Here is a 24,075-nt window from a genome sequence, read left to right on the forward strand (position 1 = left end):
GTGGTGAGCCGTCAAAACATGGACGCATGCGGATCTTTGCGTTAGGACGGTTGTATTGATAGTACGCGTACATGCTTCGCGATTTTGAATATTCGATCATCGATTTTTTCATAGACTTCAGAGCGCGCGATTAGCGCGTTCGGTGCACCTGAAAATATACTGTCTTAATATTAGCTCGTGCGGAGACGCATCGTTGCGGAATTTATTCGTAAGGCCAGAGGCGCGCGCCTCATCACTGAGCATCGTTGAGCTCGCTGTCGCGCGTGYAACTTGGACGGTCCCTTGAAGATTCGATGATCCCTTCGCAGCCGATTGCCGGCTGCCGATCTCGGTTGCGTAACTGAAGTTCTCCTTAGTCAAAGTGCGTCACGCCATTCGGCGGAATTTTCGACGATGCGACATCGCATGTCTTGAAAAGCCATGACGATTTGGGGATGGGATAATGCCAAAAATTGATGTGATCATGCCGGTAAGAAACGGCGAAAAATATATTTCTCGCGCCATTTCCAGCTTGGTTCCGGACGCGGAATTCATAAACAAGCTGATCGTCATCAACGACGGTTCGAACGATCGAACCGCTTCCATACTCTCCGATTTGCGCTGGAATGGGCGGCTCCAGATCATTCACCAGCCGCCGCTCGGGATCGTAAGAGCGCTCAATGGCGGATTGAATGCCGCCGAGACGGCGCTCGTCGCGCGGATGGATGCGGATGATGTTTCGCTTCCCGGCCGATTGAAGACCCAAATCGCGTATCTCGAGCGTTCGCCAAAGGTGGCTGCGGTCGGCTCGCAGGTGCTGATGATCGACGCAGACGGTTTCCAGACCGGGGATACATCCGCCTTTCCGCTGACCAGCCTGGAGGTGCGGAGGCAGCTCTATGAGAACGGCCGTTGCGTCGTATCTCATCCCTCGGTCGTCATGAGGAAGGATGCCGTGCTGGCCTGCGGCGCCTACCGCGCGCCTTTCGAGCATGCCGAGGATTTCGATCTTTGGCTCCGATTGTCAGAGCAACATCCCATCGAGAACGTCGCCGACGTGTTCGTGCACCACCGCGTGCATGCGAAGGCGGTTTCGGAGCAGTTTCGATCCCGCCAGTCGTTCTCCCGCGATCTTGCTCTCTACGCTGCTCGGGAGAGGGCGCGCTCGGGCACAGACCCATGTGATGGACTTTCAGGAATTCCCAATTTTGAAGAACTCATGTCGCGGACGGGCGAGCACGGCTCGATCATGCAGGACCTCGGGACCGCGTATCACGCTATCGATGCGATATTCGAGGAGCGCCGCGCATCGCTGACAGTCGCTGCGGCGCGTGCCATATCGGCGCTCGCGAAAGAGCGGTATCTCGGCCAAAGCCGGCGCAACCGATATGCTCTCTTGAGGAAGGCCGCTTGGACATCGCTTATGGATTTGCATTTTCTGACCGCATTCGAAACGTATTCGGCGTTCGTGCAATGCCGCGTGGCCGATAGCAAATTCGTTCGGCGAATGCTTGAGAACTCGCGCGCAGGAGAGGCACGACCACGCCGCGCGTGACGATCGTCAAGTGCCATGCCCGCGTCGACCGCACGGGACTGCGGTGGTTTGTAAGCACGTCGATCGTCGATCAGACTCGCAGCCACCGACCGCCGACGGCGACGCCGATAACGAGGATCGCGACTGCAGCGAATGCCATGGGCAGGCCGACGGCTTGTGCGACGAAGCCGATGGCTGCAGGGCCCGTAAGGATGCCGACGTAACCGATCATGGTCACGGCCGGGACGGCGATGTGCTCGGGCATCGTCGTCTGACGGCCGATTGCCGTGAAAAAGATCGGCACGACATTCGCGCTGCCGATGCCGACCAGACCGAAGCCGATGATGGCGCCCCACGCGGATGGCACCAGCGTCACGATAAGCAGGCCGATAGCAGCGCAGAGCGGCCCAGCAAGAAGTACAGCTTTGCGTCCGGCTCGTTCGACCACGGCGTCACCGGTCAATCGGCCAATGGTCATCGTCAGTGCAAAAGCCGCATATCCTGCGCCTCCCATCGATGGATCGACGTTCCTGTTTTCGGTCATGAAGACCGCGCTCCAGTCGAGGACGGCGCCTTCCGCTAGAAACATGACGAAGCAAAGAAGGGCGATGAGCAGCACGACGCCGTGCGGGATCGCGAATGCAGGGCCGTCACCTTCGGCGCCATAAGGCAACAGGTGAGGCGCTGCTGGCGCCATGGTGAGGACCGCAACGGCTGAAACAGTCATCGCCGCCGCGAATGGCGAAGCGCCCGAAGAGAGGAGCAGCGTCATCACGCCGACGCCCGCTAGACCGCCGACGCTGAACAGGCCGTGGAACCCGGACATCATTGCGCGGCCGCTTGCCCGCTCGACGATGATTGCCTGAACGTTCATCACGCAGTCGAGTGCTCCCGTGCCAGAGCCGAAGATAAAAAGCATAGCGACGAGCAAGGGAACGAACGACGTCAGTGCGAGAACCGGCAGCGACATGACGATGAAAAGTGTGCCGACGAGGAGCACCGGCCGGCAGCCGTATCGCTTCGACAATACGCCCGCTAACGGCATGGCAATGACGGAGCCGGCGCCCAGACATAATAGAAGAAGGCCCAAGGCGGCGTCGCTCAAGTCGCTCCGATCTTTCACATAAGGCACGAGTGGCGCCCAGGCGGCGAGGGTGAAACCGGAGACGAAGAATGCAGCTCGTGTCGAAAATTGCTCTTTTCTACCGGGTGCGGATGCGGACATTACTGCCGTCGTGCCTTGTGTTCGCCGCCACTCTTGGTGCCGGATGAGGTATCTCAGAATCGCTCAGTCCTTTTAGGGGAACCTCATTTCTTTTTCCTTGCGGCGGGTTATCCCGGGAGTGCGTTCCGCACGAGGCCGGTGCATCTCGATGCCAGGGGAGTTAGGTTCATGGTTGCGACGCGGAGGCGGCAGGATGACCTACCGATTTGATGTGCTGCTGATTGCATGGAGGCGTCGCGGCATGCGGTCTCGCCGCAGTGCCTGATCCAAGTCACATGCCCGCAAGAGGAGGATCCGAGTCCGTCACTCAGGCCGGTCCCGGCAACTCTCGATCGATGGTGCGAGAGAGCGCGCGCCCAGACGTTCAACGGGATACGACTTGACTAGTCGCTCAACGGCTTACCATCGCGATGTCCCGGAGCACGCGAGTCTCGAGCATCACTTCGTCGAGGCGGTACTTCAAGATGTCGCCAATGCTTATGATGCCGACGATGTGCGCACCGTCTTTCACGGGGATGTGCCTGATCCGGCGCTCCGTCATCATTCGGGCCGTGTCCGATATGGCGTCGTCCGGCGCGCACGTCACGACGCCCTGGGTCATGATATCGGACACGCGCAAGGAGCATATGTTTTCACCGTACATAGCAACGCCGCGGGAAATATCTCGTTCGGAAATGATACCGTCGAGGGTGCTGCCGCCCGAACTCACGACCAAAGCACCCACGTTTTCCTGGACGAGCCGGCGAGCGACGTTGCGGACGGTATCGGCAGGGCGCACCGTCATCACTTCCGTCCCCTTCACCCCCAAAATGTTTGCAACCATCATGGCGCGCCTCCGCGTTTGCACCGGTGCCAATATCGACACCGCAGAGTCCTGAAAGCGATATAGTGGGACCTCATCGCGGGTGAAGGTCAAGAGTTTGATGCGCTGCAATTCGACAACTTATTTGTGATGGGAAACGCCGAGGCAATCGGATCGTCGGCATGCGATCCGATTGCGTTAGGAGATGGCGGCAACATACTTTCGATTTTCGGCAATGAATTGATAATGTGGTGCGGATGCGCCGGCGACGGCTTAGCGCTTCGCTTCCTTCTCGATCAGCCGGCGTTTGCGTTCGATCCCCCAACGATAGCCGGACAGCGAGCCGTCATTTCGAACGACGCGGTGACAGGGAATGGCGACAGCGAGTTTGTTGGCCGCACACGCCGTTGCAACGGCGCGTACCGCTTTCGGCATGCCGATGCGGCCGGCGATTTCTGAGTATGTCGCTGTTGATCCAGCAGGTATTTCGCGGAGCGCTTCCCAGACTCGATGTTGAAAGGCCGTTCCGCGTACGTCGAGCGGCAGGTCGAGGCCCGTGCCGGGTGCTTCGACGAGGCCGACGACCTTGGCCATGACGCCCTCGTATGCGCGATCGCCGCCAATCAGTGTCGCGTTCGGAAAGCGGTCTTGGAGATTGTGAATCAGCGCTTCCGGATCGTCTCCGAGGAGAATTGCCGCAATGCCTTTGTCGCTGCTGGCGACGAGAATTGTGCCCAATGAGCACTCGCCGACAGCAAAGCGCATTTCGGCATTTGTGCCGCCGGAGCGGAATTCAGTCGGTGTCATGCCTAGGACATCGTTGGAGTTGGCGTAGAAGCGGCCGCTGGAGCTGAAGCCGGCCTCATGGATTGCTTCAGTTACGGAATTGGCTTTCGAAAGCGTTGTGCGCAGCCGCCGCTGACGACAGGCGACCGCATAGGCCTTTGGTGTGATCCCCGCGATTTCTTTGAACACGCGATGAAAATGGTATGCGCTCAGTTCGACGGCGGCCGCGAGTTCGCCAAGGTTCGGCGGCTCTTCGGCTGCCTCGATCATCCGGCACGCTTCGGCGACCTTGGCCGCGGCGCGCTCGTACGGTGACGTTTCGTTGGGCTTGCACCGCTTGCACGCACGAAATCCGGCGGCCTCCGCTTCCCGGCAGGTTTTGTGAAACGCCACGTTTTCCCGTCGCGCCAGCCGTGCCGCGCAGGACGGCCGGCAATACACGCCGGTGCTTGCCACCGAATAGAAGACCTTACCGTCGAACCCGCGATCCCGGGCTTTGACTGCGTTCCAGAAAATGTCGTCAGTGGCCGAGTGCGTTGCGGCCGGCTTTGCGAGCATGCGAACCATGGTTTTCGCTTTTCCTGTGTTCATGGTCTCGCAAGATAGACGCGGCATCCGGCGGCCGCACTCCGCTCCTTGCTCTCAAATTAGGAAAGTGGACCGCCAATACGAATGTTACCGATATGAGCGATTTGATGCAAACCTGCGAGGCCGTCACGCAAAGTACGGTCTCTTAACAACTGCGGGCGGAAATTCTCATCAGGCGCCGCACGTGCAATCCACGCGGCTCGATGTCGAAGGACGCCATGACAGCCTCGGTCGGTGAGGAAAGATCTGGAAGTGGCTTTACGAACGTCCTTGCCACCGCAAGGCCGGCGTTGTTCTTCGGTTTGCGTTTGGCGACGGCGGTGTGCTTGGCGCTGTTCACCACATTCTATCTCCAACTCGACCAGCCTTATTGGGCCGGCACGTCGGCTGCGATCGTTTGCCAGCCGATCGTCGGTTCATCGCTGCTGAAAGGCGTGTTTCGCCTCATTGGGACGCTCATCGGTACGGTCGCAGCTTTAGCCCTTACGGCGGTCTTTCCGCAGGACCGCTTCGGATTTCTGTTCGGAATGCTCGTCTGGGCTTCGGCTTGCTCGTTCGTTTCGACATTGCTGAAAAATTTCGCGGCATACGGAGCAATGCTCGCCGGCTACACGCTGATCATCATAGCCAGCACGTCAATTCCAGATCCCGGCCAAATATTCTACATCGCGATCAACCGGGCTTCGGAAATCAGCATCGGGATCGTATGCGGAACGTTGGTGATTGCGCTCACGGATCTTGGCAACTCGCCACAGCGGCTACAAACGCTGCTGTCGGAACTCATCATGGAGACGGCTGAGCTTCTCGAAGGGGTACTTGCCGACCCATGGAATCCCAATGATCCCGAGACGAGGCGCGCTCTCGCGAAAAGGACTTCGGAGCTCGATCCAATCATCGATCAGGCGGCCGGGGAATCGCCTGAGGTTATGCAAAGACGATCCATCCTCCGCTTTGCGATGGACGGCTTGTTCGCCGCGGTGTCGGGAGTCAGGGTCCTAGAAACGCATTTGCGCAAACTTTCTCCGGCCGATGCGGCCCGGACGGCGGCCGCCATATCAAATCAGCTGCCTCAGGATTGGACGCGCGAATCGGTACTCGATCGCGGGGCTAACGAACGATTGGTCAGAAAGTTCATGGGCTTCAAGACCAACGACGTGTCGTCGCGCCTTGCGGCGGATGCGGCTGCCGAGGTCGCATTGGGGCTCTCGGCCGCGGCCAACGGGTATGCGCTGTTGAACGATCCCGCACGCGCGCGGGATCTTGTGCGCATGCCGAGCGTCGTCGTCGCGGATTATCTTCCTGCTCTCGTGAATGCCATGCGCGTATTCATCGGTGTGGGATTGGTCGTGCTGTTCTGGATCATCTCGCAATGGCCGAGCGGTCTCGACGCCGTCATGTTCTCGGCGATCACGATCATGCTGTTCTCGCCGATGATGGACAGGTCCGCGAAAGCTGCGTTGGGACAGTCGGTCGGCACGCTGATAGGGGCGGTCGTCGCGGGCGTTCTCAAGTTCACGGCTCTGATCAATCACGAGACGTTCCTTGCATTTTCTCTCATTATTTCTATCGCGCTCGTACCGATGGGGGCGCTGTCGACCGTGCCGGCGCTCTTTCCTTTCTTTACGCCGGCGACGATGAATTTTCTGCCGTTGCTCAGGCCGAGCAATGTGATGACCTTCGATCCGGTCGAATTCCTGAATGTGGTGTTCGGGCTCTTGGCCGGCTGTGTGGCTGGAGGGATCGCGCTGCTCGTGATCCCTCATCCATCAGCGCACGCGCGCGCACAACGGCTGATCGACTTATCCATGCGCGACCTCCGGCGATTGGCCGCCGGCAAGCGGCGCTCGACGTTCAGCCAGTGGCAGGGCCGTATTTACTCAAGGCTGGCTGCGCTTCCCGAAGAAGCCGACCCGGTTCAGCGGTCGCTGCTAGTTGCGATACTGTCGATCGGCATGCAGCTGATCCGCCTGCAGCATCTGTCGCGGCACGGCCGGGTCGGCGCCGAAATATCGGAAGTTCAAACGGCGTTGGCTGAGGGAGATTTACCAAGGCTTCAGCATGCGCTCGAAGTTCTTGACAAGGAGATCGCGTCGATCCCCGATACGCAACCCGGTGCCCGCGGGCGGATGCGGGCGAGGGCGATGCTGCTTGCAATTGCCGAGGCTGTCGAACGCCAGCGCGATTATTTCGGAAATCGTCCGTCATGAGCTTCGTCGAAATCAACATCCTGGGTGTTCTTATTTCACCGTTCGTGCCGCTGATGGCGCTCGCCTTTGCAATCACCATGGCGTTGCGCGCGGTCGCGGTGAAGTTCGGCTGGACTCGCGGAATGTGGCACCCGGCTCTGTTCGAGTTCTCCGTCTTTCTTATCGTCCTGACTGCCACAGTTCTGATCTTCGGGCAGCTTCGAATTTACCGCTAGGTGAGCATCATGACCGAGGTCGTATCACCCAGCCGAAAGTCAACGCCGCCACAGCAAGCGCCCGAGCGGAAGCCTCCGATTGCCTACGACCAACGATCGATTCAGAGGCGGCTCCGCGTGCTGCCGATGCTCGCGACGCTGGCGGTCGCGGCGGTTGGAGCGGGCGCCGTGTGGATCCTTTGGCAGGATTATATGGGGAGGCCCTGGACGCGCGACGGGACGGTTCGCGCCTACGTCGTGACGCTGGCGCCGGAGGTTTCGGGCAAAGTGATCGATCTTCCGATCAAGGACAATCAATACGTCCACAAGGGCGAATTGCTGATGAAGATCGATCCGCGCGACTACCATGTTGCGGTGGATCTCGCTAAAGCGGCGGTCTCTCAGGCGCAGGCCGATTTGGAAAACAAGATCGCGCAGCGGGCGCGGCGGCAGGCCTTGAGCGACCTCGCGTCGTCGAGGGAAGAGAAGCAAACCTATGTGTCGGCGGCCGAGATGGCTGAGGCCACGGTCGCCCAACAGAAGGCGAACCTCACGCAGGCGAATACGAATCTCGACCGGACCGAGTTGCGCTCGCCTGTGGACGGATGGGTCACAAACCTGCTGATACGCCAAGGCAATTATGCGACGGCGGGGCAGCAGGTAGTGTCGATCGTCGATGCGGGTTCATTCTGGATCGACGGCTATTTCGAGGAAACGGCGCTCAAGCAAATTCAAGATGGTGATCCGGCAAAGATCTGGCTGCTCGGTTACGACAAGGTTTTACATGGACACGTCGATAGCGTTGCGCGCGGTATTGTGGTCTCCAACGCGACGCCGGGTAAAAGCGGGCTCGCAACGGTCAATCCGATTTTTACCTGGGTGAGACTGGCGCAGCGCGTTCCGGTGCGGATCGATTTTGACGAGGTTCCGAAAGATCTGCGCCTTGTCATCGGCATGACGGCGACGATCGAGATCGAACCGAAGGACGGCGGCAGCAGCCGCAAACCGCACCCGTTATTCGACATTCGACTGTTTATTTCAAAATAGAAGGAACTGCGGTCGGTCGCTGCCGTTGTCCGGCAAACTCCGAGGACCAGTTCCATGTCACCATTTTCGCAAAGCATCGCCCAGAAACTAAAAATCGCTTCGAGCAAGGAATTGGCGGAGCGATATGCACGACGCCAACAGCGCGCGAGAGAGGTCCAGGATCGGCGGGGGAGGACGGTCACCGTCGTGAATTTTCAACGGGGACACAGGTCGAACGGTCTTCTCGACGAATAGTCGACGAATAGCCGGGCTTACAGCCTCTCCTATACCCGGTACCCGCCTTCCATGATCCCCAACGCGCAGAGCAGAGTAAGCCTTTGTTTACTCCGCTACGGCACAGTTGTTCGAAATCTGTTTAGATTTGGAGTCATCTGTGATGCGTTGCTCGCGGTCGTGGGGCCTTGGCGCCCTGGCTATTCTTCTTGCCATGCCGCTAACCGGGGCTCTCGCCGAAGACGCCGAAATGGAAAGTGCGTCGGCTGAAGGTTCGCAGCTTGCACCGGCCGGACCGGCCGCCGATCCGCAAAATACGGCGAACAATCTCAACACTGTCCCCGAGGATGGGATGGGTTCGCCAAACCGCGCGGGGCCGGACAACGCCCTTATACGGAAGTTGATCGCGTCACGCCCGAACGAGGATCTGGTGATCTGCGTGGCCGGATGCTTCTCCGACCGCGACCGCGTCGTCTATGCGCAGCCTGCCGATAAGCCGGTCCGCATCCCGGTCGCTTCGCAATCATCGGTGTCCGGTCCGATGCAAAATCCCGGTCAGAAGATCGACCGGACGAAGCCCGGCAAGGCTGCTGCGGCAGACACCCGGTTGATGCCGTCGCAAGATCCGCATGCGCCCGCCGTCATCAATCGGGCGGACTGAAGCAGGACTAACTGAAGCCGGGCGAACCCGCCAATTTCCCTCGATTTGTTCATTTTGTTCAGCTGAATAATTGCGATGCTGTAATCCGCGGGGCGCCGACGGATCACGAAGACGTCTCCGTTGTTATCCCCGACGGCCGGCAACATGTTTTGCCTATTCCCGGCCGAAGGAGAACGCCCATGAAGAATTTATCGCGCGGCACGTGGATCGCGCTCGCGGCTGTCGTCGCAGTTCCCGCCACGGTGGCCATTGCCAAGACTGACAACGCCGGTTGGCGGCAGATGACGCCCGACACTCGCGCCCGGCTCCAAGAGGGAAGAGTGGCGATGGTGAAAGCCGCGCTTCAGCTCACGCCCGAACAGGAGAAACTCTGGGCTCCGGTCGAGACGCAGGTTCGTGAAGGGTTCAAAGCTCGCGAAGCCCGGATGGAAGAGTGGAAGAAGAAGCGCGAAGAGCGCAAGGCCGAGGAAGAGAAGGGTGGCGAGCAAAAGCGTCCCGATCTTGCCGACCGCTTCCAGAAGATGAGCGAGAGGATGACGGAGCGCGCCGATCGCATGAAGGCGTTCACGGCTGCATTCTCACCGTTCTACGCTTCGCTTTCCGATGAACAGAAAGATGCGCTGCGTCCGCTGCTGAGACAACTCATGCCGGGTGGTCATCACGGCCACAAGTTTGCCGGCGGATGGGGTCCTGGTGGCCGTCATGGCGGCTGGTCGGACCACGGCGGCAAAGGCGGCCCGCAGATGCATGACGACGATGACCAGGATCATGGATCCGCTCCTCCCGACAAGAAGGGCTGACGGTCAGCTCGACTAGACTGCTCTCCTCCGTTTTCAACTTGGCCGGGCACAAATAAGCCCGGCCTTTTTTATGGGCCGGGCTGAAGCTTCTTTGATGACCCTGGCGACGCTCCTTCGGAGAGCCGGCCGCCAAGGCTGAAGTCTTTTAGTTTGCAGTCCGATCGCGGTTGCGGTCGTCGTCGCGCCGTTTCATGAACTTAGGCGCGTCCGAACCGCTGCCGCTATGCCACGACGGGCGGCCTTCGCCGCCGCCATGAAGAGGCTTTCTCGGTGCATGTCCGCCGTCGCGCTTTGCGGGACCGGCGTCGTCACGATGACGTCCGGCCGGTGCGTGGCTGCGATCGGGGCGTCCTGCTCCGTCGGCATGGCGTGCCGGACGGGAATCCGGACGGTGCTCGCCGCGGCGTTCACCGCCGGCGCGAGGACCGCTTGCACGATGCTCGCCTTGACGATCGCCGAAGGAGCGCGGGCCAGAACGGTGTTCCGGGCGCTGGTCGGGTGAGCGGCGCGGACCGCGATTGGGGCCATCCTGATGGGGACGATCCGAACGCGGTTTGTGCTCGCGGTCAGCGACGCCGAACTTGGCGGCGCCTTCAGCGGCAGGTGCATCGATCGATGCTGCGGGATTGTAGGGTCTGCGCGAAGCGGCTGCGTGCGGACGGTCGCCGCGACGGTCAGCACCTCGATCACCGGCGGGGCGATCACCAGAGGGGCGCTCAGAACGGGGCCTGCCGGCTCCGGCCTGATGGTTTGGACGGGAACCGCCACCACGATGGCCTGCACCACCGCGACCACCACGAGGCGCACCCTCACGGCGCGGAGCGTCGTCGTCGCGACGGCGTTCCGGCATCGGCAGAGTTTCGCCGCCGATATCGTCGATCACGACGATCGGTTGTTTCATCATCCGCTCGATGGCGCGGATTTCGCCGCGTTCTGACGGATCACACAGCGAAATCGCGATGCCCGTCGTGCCCTTGCGGGCCGTGCGGCCGACGCGATGGACGTAGGTTTCGGGATCGAGCGGCATGTCGAAGTTGACGACATGCGTGATGTCCGAAACGTCGATACCGCGGGCGGCGATGTCGGTCGCCACGAGAACGCGGATATGACCCAGCGTGAAGTCGTTCAGCGCGCGCTGACGGGCGTTCTGGGCCTTGTTGCCGTGGAAGGCAGACGAGCTGATGCCCGCCATGCCGAGCCGGTCGGCGACGCGGTCCGCGCCACGCTTCGTGCGCGTGAAGACGATGACGCGCTTGGCATCTTCGCCGGCGAGGATCGTGTGCAGGCGGCTCTGCTTCTCAGCCGAGCGAACCATCATGACCTTCTGGTCGATACGATCGACGACGATGGTTTTCGACGAGAGATCGACACGATAGGGGTCGTGCAGAATATCGTAGGCGAACTTCCTGATCTCGGTCGGCATTGTCGCCGAGAACAGTGCGGTACGGCGCTTCTGCGGGATCAGCGAAACGATCTTGTTGATGTCGCGGATAAAGCCCATGTCGAACATGCGATCGGCTTCGTCGATGACCAGCGTCTGCACGCCGGAAAGATCGCAGCTTCTCATGTTGACGTGATCGAGCAGACGGCCCGGCGTCGCCACGAGGACGTGAACACCGCGCTTCAGCGCGTTGATCTGCGGACCTTTGCTGACGCCGCCAAGAACGACCGCACGGCGGATGTTCATGTTGCGCGAGAGTTTTGCCACTTCCTGGTCGATCTGGATGGCAAGCTCGCGGGTCGGCGCGAGAATTAGGGCAACGACTTGCTTCCAGCCCGGTTCGATTGCGTCCGTCGCAATCTTGTTGAGGATCGGAAGAAGGAAAGTTGCGGTTTTACCTGAGCCCGTCTCGGCCATGCCGAGGAGGTCGCGGCCTTCCAGCTGCGGCGGAAGCGCCTGCACCTGAATAGGAGTCGGTGTCGTGTACCCGCACTGCGTCAGGGCACGCGAAAGAGGCTCGGCAAAACCGAATTCCTCGAAAGTCTGTGTTGTCAAAGTGAAAGAGTCCCAAGGGCTTCTCGCCCCGTGCATCATGTGCCGGGGTTTGTCCCATGGCCCACACCCGGCGCTGTCGGGGTGCGGCCTTGTCTATAAGGATTGATCTCAATGCAGGGTCGAGCGCGGTGATTGAACCGCTTGTAGTGGCACGAGGACCCGAGCGCCATCGAAGAGCAATGGGCGCTGTATCAAGGTGTTTGTATTAAAAGTCAAGCAGTTCCGCTCGCGCGTGCGCCTCTGCCGCGGAAGGTTAGCGCCCGTTTGCGGCCGTCAGGGGCGGGCGCGGGTGCGGCGCACCATCAAGCCGAGCAATCGTTAATCGCCCGGCGCATGGCATCCATGACGCCCGTCTCGGTCATTGAATGTCCGGCATGGTCGATGATTTCCAACCGGGCGCCGGGCCAGGCAGCGGCCAATGCATAGGCATTTTTGGGTGGGCACAGAAGGTCATAGCGGCCCTGGACGATGGTGCCGGGTATGCCGGCGAGCCGGTACGCATTCGATAGAAGCTCTCCCGGCGCAAGGAAGAAGCTGTTTTTGATGTAGTGCGCCTCGATGATCGACGTCGGCGGCAGGCGGGCGTCGCTCGGGACGTTATCGGGCAGAACGGCGTGCTTCGGGGCCAGTTCAGACAGGGCGCGTTCGTAGGCGAACCAGACGTGTGCGGACGGTGCCTGTATGGCCCGGTCCGGATCGGTCAGGCGTTTGACATAGGCCGACAGGGGATCTTTCCGCTCATCCGGCGGAAGTCGATTACAAAACGCCTCGAACATTTCGGGCCGGAAGATCTTGGGTCCATCGACGAAGGCCCATCGAACCTCTTCGTCCGTGCCCAGAAAGAGTGCGCGCAGAACGAGGCTGGATACGCGTTCGGGATGGCGTTCGGCGTAAGCGATGGCCAGGGTCGAGCCCCAGGAGCCGCCGACGAGCATCCACTTCGCAATGGCGAAGTGTTCGCGAACCATTTCGAGGTCGGCGATCAGATCCGCGGTCGTATTGGCTTTGCAGGACAGGTACGGGTGGCTGCGGCCGGCGCCGCGCTGATCGATGAGGAAGACGTGATCTCGCGCAGGGTCGAACAGTGTTCGATGCAAGGCCTGGGAGCCGCTTCCCGGACCGCCGTGGAGGAAAACAATAGGGCGGCCGCCCTTCGTTCCGACTTCCTCAACATAAATCCAATGGCCGTCGCCGACGCTGAGCATGCGGGCATCGAAGGGACGGAACGATTCGGGTAGAGTCTTCATCGTCACTTTGCTGAGCATGCTTTTTCATAAACGGCAAGTTTGACAGGTAAGAAGCTCGCAACCATCGCAAACGGAATGACAACCGGATCTCTCGCCGCTCGTCGTACGACGGTCACGGTGCGCATGCGAGGTTCCCGAATTGCGGCGTCCAGAGGGCGATTTTTATGCGTCATATAGCCGGATACTCCGACGCCACGAAACTCCTGGTTTCCAGGTTCCGACTAATTGACGAAATTCGACACGATACCTACCTCCCCCACGCCACAAAGTGGATCGTGGAGCGTTATGAAGATCATCCGCCGATCTCAATGGAGTAAAATATGGTCCAGAGCGAACTTTGGAATACGCACCGTGCATCGGCGATCGGCGTGACGCTGGCAGCAGCCCTGGGCATGAGTTTTGCGGGCTTCACGGCTGCGCACGCGGCAGACTCTGCGACGATTGTCGGAACGTGGGCCGGGAATGGCTCGATCAGCTTTTCTTCCGGCACCAAGGAAGCAGCCAGGTGCCGGGCGCACTTCGCGAAGACCGGCGCGACAAGCTACATAATGTCAGCATCGTGCGCCACGGCGTCAGCCAAGGTCGACCAGTCTGCCGAGCTGACCAAGGTCGGTGCGAATAGCTACGCGGGAAGCTTCTTCAATCAGCAGTACAATACCGGCGGCCAGATCCGCATCACCGTCAACGGCCGGAGCCAGAGCGTGCGGCTTTCGGGCGAAGCGGGAACGGCGTTTTTCAACCTGAGCAAGCGCTAAGCTTGAATGACATCAATCTACAGCGGCGCGCGAGGTTCGTGCGCCGTTCGTCTGCCGACGGGCCGCCTTACTTTTTGATCCTCTGAATTTCAGCACGCTGCCGCCCGGCTGTCTCCGCGCCGGCTTCAGGCCAGATAGCGCTCGAGCGGTGCATTTCTCACACGCGCTGCACATGCATTCCATTGTATTTTAACGTCATCGCTGATTCGCACTCGGGGACATGCCGCAAACACGGGTCCGGTCCGTAGCGCGAGTTAAACCTTCAGCGACGATGCCTCGTCGTCTCTCCAATCATCATACTCGGAGCTTACTCCATGATGCGCACTCTTCTGAGCGCGGTTACTGCTGCGCTGCTGCTTGCTACGTCCTTCACTTCCGCTTCGGCCGATACGCTTGACGCCTCGACGCTGACCTGCAGCGAGCTCGCCGAAAAGTCCAAATCTTCCGACAAGACGGAAGCCTACGGCGCGACCGTCGTTCTCTACTGGATGGCGGGCTATCAGGCGACGGCGGAGCAAGGCACGGTCGTCGACTTCGACAACTTGTTGAAGGAATTCAACGAAACAACCGAGTTCTGCGGCCAGAACCCAACAGTCGGCGTCATGTCGGCATCCGAGAAATTCATGGGTGAGAATGCCGAGGACCAGACGTCCAAAGCCATCGACCTTGCGATCCTGAAGTGCGAGGCCGTCAATAGCACCAAGGAGGACGAGACCGACGGCCTTGGCCAGATCCTGATGTGGCTCGCCGGCTATCACGCGAGCGTGGCGAAGAGCACGGTCATCGACATGGACAAGTTCGGCGAGAGCGTCACCAAGATGGCGACCTACTGCGCCGAAAATCCCCAGATGGGCCTCTTCACCGCGAGCGAGAAGTTCATGGGTGAAGAAGAGGATGGGGAGTAGGGCGGGATTTCCTAGCGCCAGGGCTTCGACCGCTGAGAAGTGGATTTCTTTGGCGGTATATTATTGAAGCGGCCTTTTACGGGCCGCTTTTTGCCAATGTTCGATGACGTCGAATTCATACATGATCTGGTTTTCGCGAATAGTCCTGACCCGATAGTTTCTCAACTTCCTTCACATGCGCGAACACCTTCGCGAATAAATGATCGTCTCCTAATGCCTTGGCGGATACTGCGAAGGCGATAAGACCACGATAAAAGTAGTTCCAAATATCAGCGGTGTAGTCGTTGCAAAATGGCGACGGCTCCGATTGCGGTTGGCCGAAGTGCCAGCGAGGAGGCCGTCCGTAGTACATTTCCATTATTTGTGGTGAGGCAGCGTGTAGATATCCTGAGTAGGTGGAATAAATCGTCCGACTTATCTCGGCGACCAGTTTTTGATCGTCGGAACTGCCCTCCACATGAGCAACGTATGCTCTGATTTTTTTTCGAGGTACGGTTTTTCTTAGCTGCGTCGATGCCATCGCCGTCGAAGCATCAAACTCTTCTTGGAAGAAATCTTCGAGATATTCATCATGTAGCCGATTGCGTGTGTTTGTGATCACAGCATAGCTGAGAAAAGTGATATCCTCTTGTAGTTCATCAATGATCCGCTGTATGGCAGCTTGCTCTTGATGAAGTTCATTAGCGTTTAAAAGGCAGATTGCCCTAAGGCCGGTTATGAGTCTGGCTAGTTTCTGGACGAGCGCTTGTTGTAAGCTCTTCTCGATATACCGGTAGGTTATAGATCCGAAGATAGACACTGGTCGCGGTGGCGGCACCAAACTCGCCATCAGACAATGTGTCTGCTCCATGACTTCGAACGACTTCGCATAGAGTGCGTTCGTCATTGCGCTTTTTCTCGTTACTCCGCCGCTTGTTTGTCGGGGCAGCCGGGCCGCGCGTTGGTTTCTCAACCGCCGGGCTTAGGCTCGAGGCGAAAACTATTATTTCCCGTCTCGCTGTTCGCTGGCGAATTCTTCCTCAAGCTCGTGTTCAAGCGTCACGAGATCATCCGGCAGGGGCATGCCGGTGGCTTTGATCTGATTGAGCTTCTCCCTCAACGCGAGGTAAATCTCGTGCGCGTCTTGGGGCTCGTTCTGCATCTCGGTGAGAAGCCGCGAGATCTCCAGCTTGATCTGGTCGAAAGCCATGGTCGCTACCTTTCACACAACGAGATACGGGCGATTGATTTATTCCGCCGCCTGCTTGTCGGCGTAGCCGAGCTGAGCGTTGAGCTTTTCGACGAGGTCGGCTGCGGCTTCCGGGATGTTGGTGCCGGGGCCGAACACGGCCTTCGCGCCGGAGCGGAACAGCTCGTCGTAGTCGGATGGCGGGATGACGCCGCCGACGACGATCATGATATCGCCGCGCCCTTCCTTGTCGAGCGCCGCTTTCAACTCAGGCACGAGCGTCAAGTGTCCGGCGGTGAGCGACGACACGCCGACGACGTGCACGTCGTTTTCGACAGCCTGACGGGCCGCTTCGTCGGCGGTTGCGAACAGCGGTCCGATGTCGACGTCGAAGCCCAGATCGGCGAACGCGGAGGCGATGACTTTCTGGCCGCGGTCGTGACCGTCCTGGCCGAGCTTCGCTATCAGAATGCGCGGCCGGCGGCCGTCGTTCTTGTCGAAGGCTTCGACCAATGTCTTGACGCGATCAACACTCGGGTTCATCGCCGCTTCCTTCTTATAGACGCCGCTGATAGCGCGGATTTCGGCCTTGTGGCGGGTGAAGACCTTTTCGAGCGCGTAGGAGATTTCGCCGACGGTCGCTTTCTTGCGCGCAGCCTGCACCGCGAGATCGAGCAGGTTGGCGTTGCCCTTCGCGCCTTCCGTCAACGCATTGAGGGCTGCTTCGACGTCGGCCTCGTCGCGTTCGCTGCGCAGGCGGTCGAGTTTCGCAAGCTGGGCCTCGCGCACGGCGCGGTTGTCGACCTTGAGGAAGTTGACCTCGCGGTCGCCCTGGATCTTGTATTTGTTGATGCCGGTGATCGTCTGGCGGCCGCTGTCGATGCGGGCCTGCGTGCGGGCGGCGGCTTCTTCGATCCGGAGCTTCGGGATGCCCGCGGCAATCGCCTTCGCCATGCCGCCCTGCTCTTCGATTTCCCTGATGTGCGACATCGCCTTCTTGGCGAGTTCGTACGTCAACCGTTCGACGTAGTGGCTGCCGCCCCAGGGGTCGATGGTGCGGGTGGTGCCGCTTTCCTGCTGCAACAGCAGCTGTGTGTTGCGGGCGATGCGGGCCGAGAAGTCGGTCGGCAATGCGATTGCCTCGTCGAGGCCGTTCGTGTGCAGCGACTGCGTGTGGCCTTGCGTTGCGGCCATAGCTTCGAGGCACGTGCGCGTCGCGTTGTTGAAAATGTCCTGCGCGGTCAGCGACCACCCCGAGGTCTGCGAATGCGTGCGCAGCGACAGGGAGCGCGCGTCCTTCGGATTGAATTCGTCCTTGATCAGCTTCGCCCAGAGCAGACGCGCAGCGCGCATCTTGGCGATCTCCATGAAGTAATTCATGCCGATCGCCCAGAAGAACGAGAGGCGCGGAGCGAAGGCATCGATATCGAGACCAGCCGCGACGCCTGCGCGTGCGTATTCGATGCCGTCGGCGATCGTGTAGCCCAGTTCGAGGTCAGCCGTCGCGCCTGCTTCCTGCATGTGGTAGCCGGAAATCGAGATCGAGTTGAACTTCGGCATGTTCGCGCTGGTATAGGCGAAGATGTCCGAGACGATGCGCATCGAGGGCGCTGGCGGGTAGATATAGGTGTTGCGGACCATGAACTCTTTCAGAATGTCGTTCTGAATGGTTCCGGCGAGCTTTTGCGGCGAGACGCCCTGTTCTTCGCCCGCGACGATGAAGAGCGCGAGGATGGGGAGCACGGCGCCGTTCATCGTCATCGAGACGGTCATGTCCTGCAGCGGAATGCCGTCGAAGAGAACGCGCATGTCGTAAATAGAGTCGATCGCCACGCCCGCCATGCCGACGTCACCTTTGACGCGCGGGTGATCGGAATCGTAGCCGCGATGGGTCGCGAGATCGAACGCGATGGAGAGGCCCTTCTGGCCGGCCGCGATGTTGCGCCGATAGAAGGCGTTGGAATCTTCCGCTGTCGAGAAGCCGGCATATTGCCGGACGGTCCAGGGCTGCAGTGCGTACATCGCCGGATAGGGCCCGCGCAGGTATGGTGCGATGCCCGGCATGCCGTCAATGAAGTCGAGACCGGCGGTATCCGCGTCAGTGAAGACCGGCTTCACGGGGATCCCTTCGGGCGTTTCCCAGACGGGTGCCTCCGGGGCGGCGGCCTTCGCGGCCGGTTTTCCGGTCGCAGGAGGGTCGAGGGGTACCTGTGCGAAATTAGGGATCGAGGACATCGGGTAGGGGTGTTCCGGACCAAAATTTGAATTCTGGCGAGACGGTACGCGAAAACGGGGGGCGGCGACAATATTCCTTGACGCGTGCGACGCCGCTTCGCGGGTGTGAGCACCGGGTTTTGGTGCGGCTGGCTACCCTACGTGGTCAAACCTTTACCCTGACGGGTTGGTGTAAAGATTTTTGGCTGGCCAAGGCGGCTCAAATCCGCAACGCTGTCGATATGGCCGGAGGCGGCCAGCAGCTCGCGCTCCCAAAAGGGGCATGGCGAACGCCTCCCATTCATCCTTCCTGACCGTTTCAACCGTCGGCCGAAGGCGTTGGTAACATGGCGAAAGCCATGCAGGAGACTCTTGCCGACCGAGAAGTGACAATTACTCACAGCGAGGCGCTGGAGATTGTCGCTCGTCAGTTTGGGCTCGAAAACTGGAACATCCTGTCGGCGGAAATCAAAAGCGTAAGAGACGCTCAAGATGAGGGCGCGATCTCTTTCGAACAGGCGGTGCCGATCGTGCGTATCTTTGACGTAGCAAAGGCGCACGAATTCTATCTTGGATTTCTCGGCTTCACCGTCGATTGGGAACACCGCTACGGCGACAATTTCCCGCTCTATACGCAGATCTCGCGTAGCGGGCTGAGGCTGCATCTCTCCGAGCACGCGGGGGACGCGACGCCCGGCGGCAATATGTGCGTCTACATGAAGGGCATCCGTGAGTTCCACAAGGAACTCACAGCCAAGAACTATCGCTACATGAAACCAGGTCTTGAGGATGAGGGGACACGGACGGAGCTTAAGGTCACCGATCCATTCAACAACCGCATCCGTTTCATGGAACATAAAGATAGGTAGACTGGCAGTATCTGGCGGCTACCACAGGTTTCATGGCTCTTTCCAAGTGTGATTCAACGCCGCTCTTTGAGGAGGGCGGCGTTGATTATTGCGGCCTTTGACCGAGGAGGTAGTCCCTTCGCCGAAGGAGGAGATCGTAGATGATAGCGAAAAGCACACCGCTCAGGGCTGCCATTATCAAGTCGTGGCTCTGAACGCCGGGGGGCGCAGGGGCGAGGGGCGACAGGACGAGGTAGATTGCTTCGCCAACTAGAAGCCAAACGAGCGCTGCCAGCATCGCGAACTTCAGCAATCTGACTGTGCCGGTGCCCGTGCTCGCTCCGAGGAGCTTTGCGAGCGGCGGGAAGACGAACGTGCCGACGGGAATATACCAGAGGAACGCCGCGATGAGCGCGCTGGGGAGATCATCGGCATAGTTCTGGAATGGCGATCCCGCGGCCGGTCCGGCGATAGGGCTCTTGTAAGATTGGTAGTCGGAGAGCGCCAGCATCGTCATCGCGGCGATGAGCGCGGAAATGATGGCGGCGAGCAGTCCCATCGACGTCAGCCGCAACAGCGAAGCGCTTCGAGGGCTCGGCGGCGGAGAAACGGCCATGACGACATCCTGTGGTGGTCCCCGTCAGCGTTAGCCGATGTGCATGCCGGTGGCGGGAATGAGGAACCGCGGCGTTAATCCGAAGACATTTCTGCGGGCCGCCTTCGGAAACGAGAATGCCACAAACGTCGGCATGATGTCCAAACCCGCCCTGCCGCCTCTCTCAAGGTCAGATATGCAACGCAAGGTCTCCGACAGGAACCCCAAGACAAGTGCGGCCCGGCTCTGGGCGCCGTTAGCGCGCTTCATCGATTGGGAAGCCGAGCTTGGAGAGGCGGCGCAAGCGCGAGGTCCGGCAGCCCATTTCGCCTACGAGTTCGTTCGATTTGGCGTCAAGCAGGCGTGGGCCTGCCTATTCGGCGCTTCGATGCTGGCTTTGCTGATTGCGACGCATCTTTTCTATCCGAAAGGCGCGGAACTCGCCCGCTACGATTTCCTCGTCATCGCGGCGGTGCTCATTCAAATTCTGATGGTCGCTTTCAAGCTCGAGACGATGGACGAGGTGAAGGTCATTTGCGTGTTCCATGTCGTCGGCACGGTGATGGAGATATTCAAGACGTCGGTCGGGTCGTGGCTTTATCCGGAGCCTAGCTTTCTCCGCATCGGCGGCGTGCCGCTATTCACCGGATTTATGTATGCCGCGATCGGTTCATATATTGCGCGCTGCTGGCGTCTTTTCGATTTTCGATTTACGCGGCATCCGCCGGTTTGGGCGCTCGGCATCCTGAGCGTCGCGATCTACGCCAACTTCTTCGGACATCATTACGTGTGGGATGCGCGGCCGATCCTTTTTGCGGCGGCGATCGTGCTCATCGGGCCGTGTACGGTCTATTACAAGATCTGGAAGGTGCACCGGCACATGCCGCTGCTGGTTGGGCTTCTTCTCGTCGCGGTTTTCATCTGGTTCGCGGAGAATATCGGGACGTTCACCGCGGCCTGGGCCTATCCTCACCAGCGGCATGGCTGGGAACTCGTCGGGATCGGCAAGCTCGGATCGTGGTTTCTGTTGATGCTGATCTCGTACACGCTCGTTGCGTGGATCAACCGGCCGAATACGGTGGTAAATTCAGAATAGCGAAGTAGATTGTTTACCTCGAATTCGCGTCGCGCCATTCTGCCGGAGCGCTTCGCTGTAGAAGAGAGCACTCTTATTCGGAGCGGCTTCTATGGCTCAATCACCCTATATCGCAGCGGCTTTGTTGTTTGTTTTAGGTGGCGCCGCAACGAATGCGTCGGCGGCGGGTCAGGCCGCCACTGATCTCGCCGCGCAGGTCCGCACTCAGGGGTTCCCCTGCGACAAGCCGCAAAGTGCTGAAAGAAGCAACAACGCTTCGCGGCCCAATGAGGAAGTGTGGACCCTCACGTGCGAGAACGGGTCCTACCGCATGACGGTCGTACCCGACATGGCGGCCAGGATCGAAAAGCTCGGGAAGTAATTTCCAGCATTCCGCGTCACTCAATTGGGTGTCACTCGATAGGTGTTCCGGGCGGAACAGCGACGATCGCGCACTGCGCGCATTCTTCCTCTCATCAGACCCCAACCGGTCTTCAAACATTCGAGAGGATCACGATCATGTCGGGCATCGTCATCGCATCAGCCGCCGCAGCAATCACCACCGTTGCGACTGTCGTGGTCGCCGCTCTTCCGGATGCGCAGGCGCTTCTCTCGCCGCTGACCGAAGGCGGCAACGAATATGCGATCGCCACCATGTCGGTGCTGGCCTCCATTCCCATGCTCGGCATCATGGCTGTACTCGCAACATCGGCTCGCGAATAGCGGGTTCGTCGCGCTGCAAACTTCTTCCCTGTGCTCGCGTCTTCTCTGGCTTCTTCTCCGGTGCACCTTTGCCGGCTCCTTATTGGAGCCGGCATTTTTTGTGTTCGGTCCAGACTTGAAGCCAAGTGCGTTCAGCTCAAACAGAGCACGCGGCGCGGCCATTGTCCTGCCTTGGTTGCAAGTTCAATTGTCATTGGGGAATGGGGGGTTATGGAGCAAAGCTCCAACCTCTTCGCTTTTTGTAAAAGGGTGCCGCGGCACCGGTGCGGGCCGGAGTCGACGAGTGGTCCCATGTGTCGCGTGGGGTAATGCGTCGTGAAATTGAAGACATTCATCGTCGTCGGAGGCGCGATCTTCGCGTCGTCGTTTTCCGCTCCGACAAAATTCGCGCCCATCAGCAAGGCGGATGCGGCCGACGGAATCCAACAGACGGCGCAAGAAGCCGTCACGGTTCCGGAGTTCGTGCCGATCTTGAACTTCAGCCAATTCGTGCTCGCCACCGAGCAGTTCGCCGAGGCGAACCGCCTGTCGGATCGTACTGCGGCCGAAGCGTTGAGCGCCAAATTTGCCTTGGCTTCCGAGGTCCAGCACGTCGACCTGCATCAGATCCGGCAAACGCCGGCCATCGTCGAGAGCGCGCTGAGCCTTGCGGCTCCGGTTTCCGATCCGGTTGAAAGGCCGGCAGAACCTCTCGCCGATCCGGTGAAGGTCGTGACCGTCGTTCCGCAATCCGCGGAAGCGCCAGCCACCGAGTCGGAACATCAGCAGACCGAGACGGCTGCGACCGAGAGCAAACCTTCGGTCGCGAGCCGCCCGCGCGCGGAGAAGCGCTTCCGCCCCGCCATGGGGCTCGGCATGGCCGAGCCGGATGACGAGGCGGCGCTGTTCCCGTCCTCGGCGAAGCGCTCAAAGAAAAAGAGCGCGGACACGGCCGCGAACCGGCGCTTGGCTACGGCTGGGGCGCCTCCGATGACCAATTCGGCGGCCGCACCAGATGGGGCGTATCGTGGCAGCGTGCCAAAAGACTCCTTCCAGATCGGCATTCCGGGACAATCGATGGAGCCACAGATCTCAACCTGCGCGAAGACCGAACGAACGTGTTGGGGCAAGCTTTGCGGGTGCTGAGTTAGCGCGTTATGAGTTAGTGCTGTCGTGGAAGCGAAGCTTTCGCTTCCTGCGGTCGAGGCGCGAAGGCATGTGCCAGCGCGTGGTAAAGCGGTTCGCGGCTGATCAAACGCGAGATGCCTGCGGCTAGTAGAGCGGTCGCCATCAGCGGGATGACCATGTTGCGATCGCTGGTCATCTCCATGACGATGACGACGGCGGTCAGTGGTGATTGGACTACGGCCGCGAAATAACCGACGGTCATCAACAGCATGAGAGCGCGCGGATCGACGAACGTGATGACGGGCGTCAGCATGGATCCGAGTCCGGAGCCGACCGCGAGCGAGGGTGAGAACAATCCTCCCGGAATTCCGCTTGCCGAAGACAGCATGGTCGTCACGAGTTTTGAAGGGCCGTACCAAAAGGGCAGGTGTTCTCCCAGCAGCAGGCCCGCCCGGGTTTGGCCGTACCCATTTCCAGAGGCGTATCCCGCCGTCGCAACACTGAGGGCGGCAACGACAAGCCCGCAGATGCCTGCGAATACTGCAGGGTTCCGGCGGAGTGTCGCTATGAATTTCGGTGGCCTGCGGGTGATCGTGATCAGCGAAAGCGAAAAGAGGCCGCCCATGAAGCCGCCGAGGGCCGCGCAGATCGGGACCGCAGCCCAGTCCGCCGGGACGATCATCTGCGCCGAGACCTCGCCGAAATAGGCGTAGTTTCCGAGGATCAACCAACTGACCCCGCCAGCGATCGCGACCGAAGCGATGACGATGTCGTTGATGCGGCCTGCGAACGATTTCGCCAATTCCTCTATCGCAAAGAGAATGCCGGCGATTGGTGCATTGAATGCAGCCGCGATGCCTGCAGCAGAGCCCGCGAGCACAAGACCGTTGTGGCGTCCGATGCCGGCAAAGCTCGCAACGGCGAACATCACGGAAGCGCCGACCTGGACGGTTGGACCCTCGCGGCCGACGGAGGCGCCGACAACAAGCGCGAGGACCGTCATGACGATTTTTGCGAGTGTCGTCTGCAAACCGAGAAGGCTTTGACGATGGGCGGGGTCTCGACTTGCGCGCGCGGCGATGACTTGCGGAATGCCGCTACCGGCCGCTGCCGGAAACCAGCGCGCCGTGACATACGCGAGCGCCATGAAGCCCAACGGCGTCATCACGAACGGCATCCAACGCCATTCGGTCAGTATGTAGCCATAGAGCGCTTGGGCCTTATCGGAGAGTTCGGCGAACGCCACGGCGGCGAGGCCGACGAATATCGCGCCCAGAAGAAACACGGCACGCCGGTGCCATACCCGGCGTGTGAATCCGACATATCGATACCGGCGCAGCCGCAGCGCTTTGCGGCCGCGTCCATTCTTCTGAATTCCTGATGAGCCCTGCGCCGACACCGTCATC

The 24,075-nt window shown here is 60.0% G+C and carries 22 protein-coding genes and 1 pseudogene; 13 read left to right on the forward strand and 10 right to left on the reverse strand.

The genetic code is table 11. The features are described 5' to 3' along the window. Window positions 1-442 precede the first annotated feature (442 nt). On the forward strand, window positions 443-1,534 hold the full coding sequence (locus AC1DK3_RS12110; RefSeq protein ID WP_477192440.1) for a glycosyltransferase: 1,092 nt from the start codon (window positions 443-445) through the stop codon (window positions 1,532-1,534). A 70-nt stretch (window positions 1,535-1,604) separates the two neighbouring features. Here AC1DK3_RS12110 and AC1DK3_RS12115 read toward each other — a convergent pair whose 3' ends face one another. The 3 genes from AC1DK3_RS12115 to ada form a co-directional block, all read right to left on the reverse strand. Further along, window positions 1,605-2,738 carry an MFS transporter gene (locus AC1DK3_RS12115; RefSeq protein WP_477192441.1) on the reverse strand — a complete coding sequence of 378 codons (1,134 nt, stop codon included), beginning with the start codon at window positions 2,736-2,738 and terminating at the stop codon, window positions 1,605-1,607. A gap of 391 nt (window positions 2,739-3,129) precedes the next feature. After that, entirely contained in the window at window positions 3,130-3,564 is a 435-nt protein-coding gene (locus AC1DK3_RS12120) for a CBS domain-containing protein (RefSeq protein ID WP_477192442.1), read from the reverse strand. A 249-nt stretch (window positions 3,565-3,813) separates the two neighbouring features. Beyond that, the gene (ada, locus tag AC1DK3_RS12125) at window positions 3,814-4,893 is read right to left on the reverse strand and encodes a bifunctional DNA-binding transcriptional regulator/O6-methylguanine-DNA methyltransferase Ada (protein ID WP_477192443.1); all 1,080 of its coding nucleotides are present in this window, start codon (window positions 4,891-4,893) and stop codon (window positions 3,814-3,816) included. A gap of 239 nt (window positions 4,894-5,132) precedes the next feature. Between ada and AC1DK3_RS12130 the strand changes: the two genes are divergently transcribed. From AC1DK3_RS12130 to AC1DK3_RS12150, 5 genes are all read left to right on the forward strand, one after another. Then, window positions 5,133-7,121, forward strand: coding sequence for an FUSC family protein (locus tag AC1DK3_RS12130; protein WP_477192444.1), 1,989 nt, complete (start codon window positions 5,133-5,135; stop codon window positions 7,119-7,121). After that, window positions 7,118-7,336 carry a DUF1656 domain-containing protein gene (locus tag AC1DK3_RS12135; RefSeq protein ID WP_477192445.1) on the forward strand — a complete coding sequence of 73 codons (219 nt, stop codon included), beginning with the start codon at window positions 7,118-7,120 and terminating at the stop codon, window positions 7,334-7,336. Before AC1DK3_RS12130 ends, AC1DK3_RS12135 begins: the two co-directional genes overlap by 4 nt. A 9-nt stretch (window positions 7,337-7,345) precedes the next feature. Continuing rightward, entirely contained in the window at window positions 7,346-8,362 is a 1,017-nt protein-coding gene (locus tag AC1DK3_RS12140) for an efflux RND transporter periplasmic adaptor subunit (RefSeq protein WP_477192446.1), read from the forward strand. 376 nt (window positions 8,363-8,738) lie between these two features. After that, window positions 8,739-9,236: a hypothetical protein gene (locus tag AC1DK3_RS12145; protein ID WP_477192916.1), complete on the forward strand. Its 498-nt coding sequence runs from the start codon at window positions 8,739-8,741 to the stop codon at window positions 9,234-9,236. A gap of 179 nt (window positions 9,237-9,415) precedes the next feature. Continuing rightward, complete coding sequence (locus AC1DK3_RS12150; protein WP_477192447.1) at window positions 9,416-10,036, forward strand: Spy/CpxP family protein refolding chaperone; 621 nt, start codon at window positions 9,416-9,418, stop codon at window positions 10,034-10,036. Window positions 10,037-10,181: 145 nt separating this feature from the next. Here AC1DK3_RS12150 and AC1DK3_RS12155 read toward each other — a convergent pair whose 3' ends face one another. Beyond that, window positions 10,182-12,032 carry a DEAD/DEAH box helicase gene (locus AC1DK3_RS12155; RefSeq protein WP_477192448.1) on the reverse strand — a complete coding sequence of 617 codons (1,851 nt, stop codon included), beginning with the start codon at window positions 12,030-12,032 and terminating at the stop codon, window positions 10,182-10,184. 302 nt (window positions 12,033-12,334) lie between these two features. After that, window positions 12,335-13,279: a prolyl aminopeptidase gene (gene pip, locus AC1DK3_RS12160; protein WP_477192449.1), complete on the reverse strand. Its 945-nt coding sequence runs from the start codon at window positions 13,277-13,279 to the stop codon at window positions 12,335-12,337. A gap of 320 nt (window positions 13,280-13,599) precedes the next feature. Between pip and AC1DK3_RS12165 the strand changes: the two genes are divergently transcribed. Next, window positions 13,600-14,034: a hypothetical protein gene (locus AC1DK3_RS12165; RefSeq protein ID WP_477192450.1), complete on the forward strand. Its 435-nt coding sequence runs from the start codon at window positions 13,600-13,602 to the stop codon at window positions 14,032-14,034. A 314-nt stretch (window positions 14,035-14,348) separates the two neighbouring features. Beyond that, entirely contained in the window at window positions 14,349-14,939 is a 591-nt protein-coding gene (locus AC1DK3_RS12170; RefSeq protein ID WP_477192451.1) for an HdeA/HdeB family chaperone, read from the forward strand. Between the two features lie 115 nt (window positions 14,940-15,054). Here the strand turns inward: AC1DK3_RS12170 and AC1DK3_RS12175 are convergent, their stop codons facing one another. The 3 genes from AC1DK3_RS12175 to scpA all read right to left on the reverse strand — a co-directional run bounded on the left by AC1DK3_RS12175 (window position 15,055) and on the right by scpA (window position 18,342). After that, a complete protein-coding gene (locus AC1DK3_RS12175) occupies window positions 15,055-15,825 on the reverse strand; it encodes a hypothetical protein (RefSeq protein ID WP_477192452.1) in 771 nt (256 codons plus the stop codon). 96 nt (window positions 15,826-15,921) lie between these two features. Next, window positions 15,922-16,128: a hypothetical protein gene (locus AC1DK3_RS12180; protein WP_477192453.1), complete on the reverse strand. Its 207-nt coding sequence runs from the start codon at window positions 16,126-16,128 to the stop codon at window positions 15,922-15,924. Between the two features lie 39 nt (window positions 16,129-16,167). After that, the gene (gene scpA, locus AC1DK3_RS12185) at window positions 16,168-18,342 is read right to left on the reverse strand and encodes a methylmalonyl-CoA mutase (RefSeq protein ID WP_477192454.1); all 2,175 of its coding nucleotides are present in this window, start codon (window positions 18,340-18,342) and stop codon (window positions 16,168-16,170) included. A gap of 314 nt (window positions 18,343-18,656) precedes the next feature. Here scpA and AC1DK3_RS12190 point away from each other — a divergent pair. Continuing rightward, a pseudogene (locus tag AC1DK3_RS12190) lies at window positions 18,657-19,190 on the forward strand (glyoxalase superfamily protein); the annotation flags it as partial. An 85-nt stretch (window positions 19,191-19,275) separates the two neighbouring features. Here the strand turns inward: AC1DK3_RS12190 and AC1DK3_RS12195 are convergent. Beyond that, entirely contained in the window at window positions 19,276-19,785 is a 510-nt protein-coding gene (locus AC1DK3_RS12195) for a hypothetical protein (protein WP_477192455.1), read from the reverse strand. Window positions 19,786-19,960: 175 nt separating this feature from the next. On the opposite strand from AC1DK3_RS12195, the gene AC1DK3_RS12200 reads away from it, so the two are divergent. The 4 genes from AC1DK3_RS12200 to AC1DK3_RS12215 all read left to right on the forward strand — a co-directional run bounded on the left by AC1DK3_RS12200 (window position 19,961) and on the right by AC1DK3_RS12215 (window position 22,687). Beyond that, entirely contained in the window at window positions 19,961-20,860 is a 900-nt protein-coding gene (locus AC1DK3_RS12200; RefSeq protein WP_477192456.1) for a DUF817 domain-containing protein, read from the forward strand. 91 nt (window positions 20,861-20,951) lie between these two features. Continuing rightward, window positions 20,952-21,221 carry a hypothetical protein gene (locus AC1DK3_RS12205; RefSeq protein ID WP_477192457.1) on the forward strand — a complete coding sequence of 90 codons (270 nt, stop codon included), beginning with the start codon at window positions 20,952-20,954 and terminating at the stop codon, window positions 21,219-21,221. Between the two features lie 137 nt (window positions 21,222-21,358). Beyond that, on the forward strand, window positions 21,359-21,562 hold the full coding sequence (locus AC1DK3_RS12210) for a hypothetical protein (protein ID WP_477192458.1): 204 nt from the start codon (window positions 21,359-21,361) through the stop codon (window positions 21,560-21,562). A gap of 315 nt (window positions 21,563-21,877) precedes the next feature. Further along, window positions 21,878-22,687 carry a hypothetical protein gene (locus AC1DK3_RS12215; protein WP_477192459.1) on the forward strand — a complete coding sequence of 270 codons (810 nt, stop codon included), beginning with the start codon at window positions 21,878-21,880 and terminating at the stop codon, window positions 22,685-22,687. Window positions 22,688-22,703: 16 nt separating this feature from the next. On the opposite strand, the gene AC1DK3_RS12220 is transcribed toward AC1DK3_RS12215, so the two are convergent. Continuing rightward, on the reverse strand, window positions 22,704-24,074 hold the full coding sequence (locus AC1DK3_RS12220) for a chloride channel protein (RefSeq protein WP_477192460.1): 1,371 nt from the start codon (window positions 24,072-24,074) through the stop codon (window positions 22,704-22,706). Window position 24,075 lies beyond the last annotated feature (1 nt).

The sequence above is a fragment of the Hyphomicrobium sp. 01T421 genome (genome assembly GCF_056398805.1).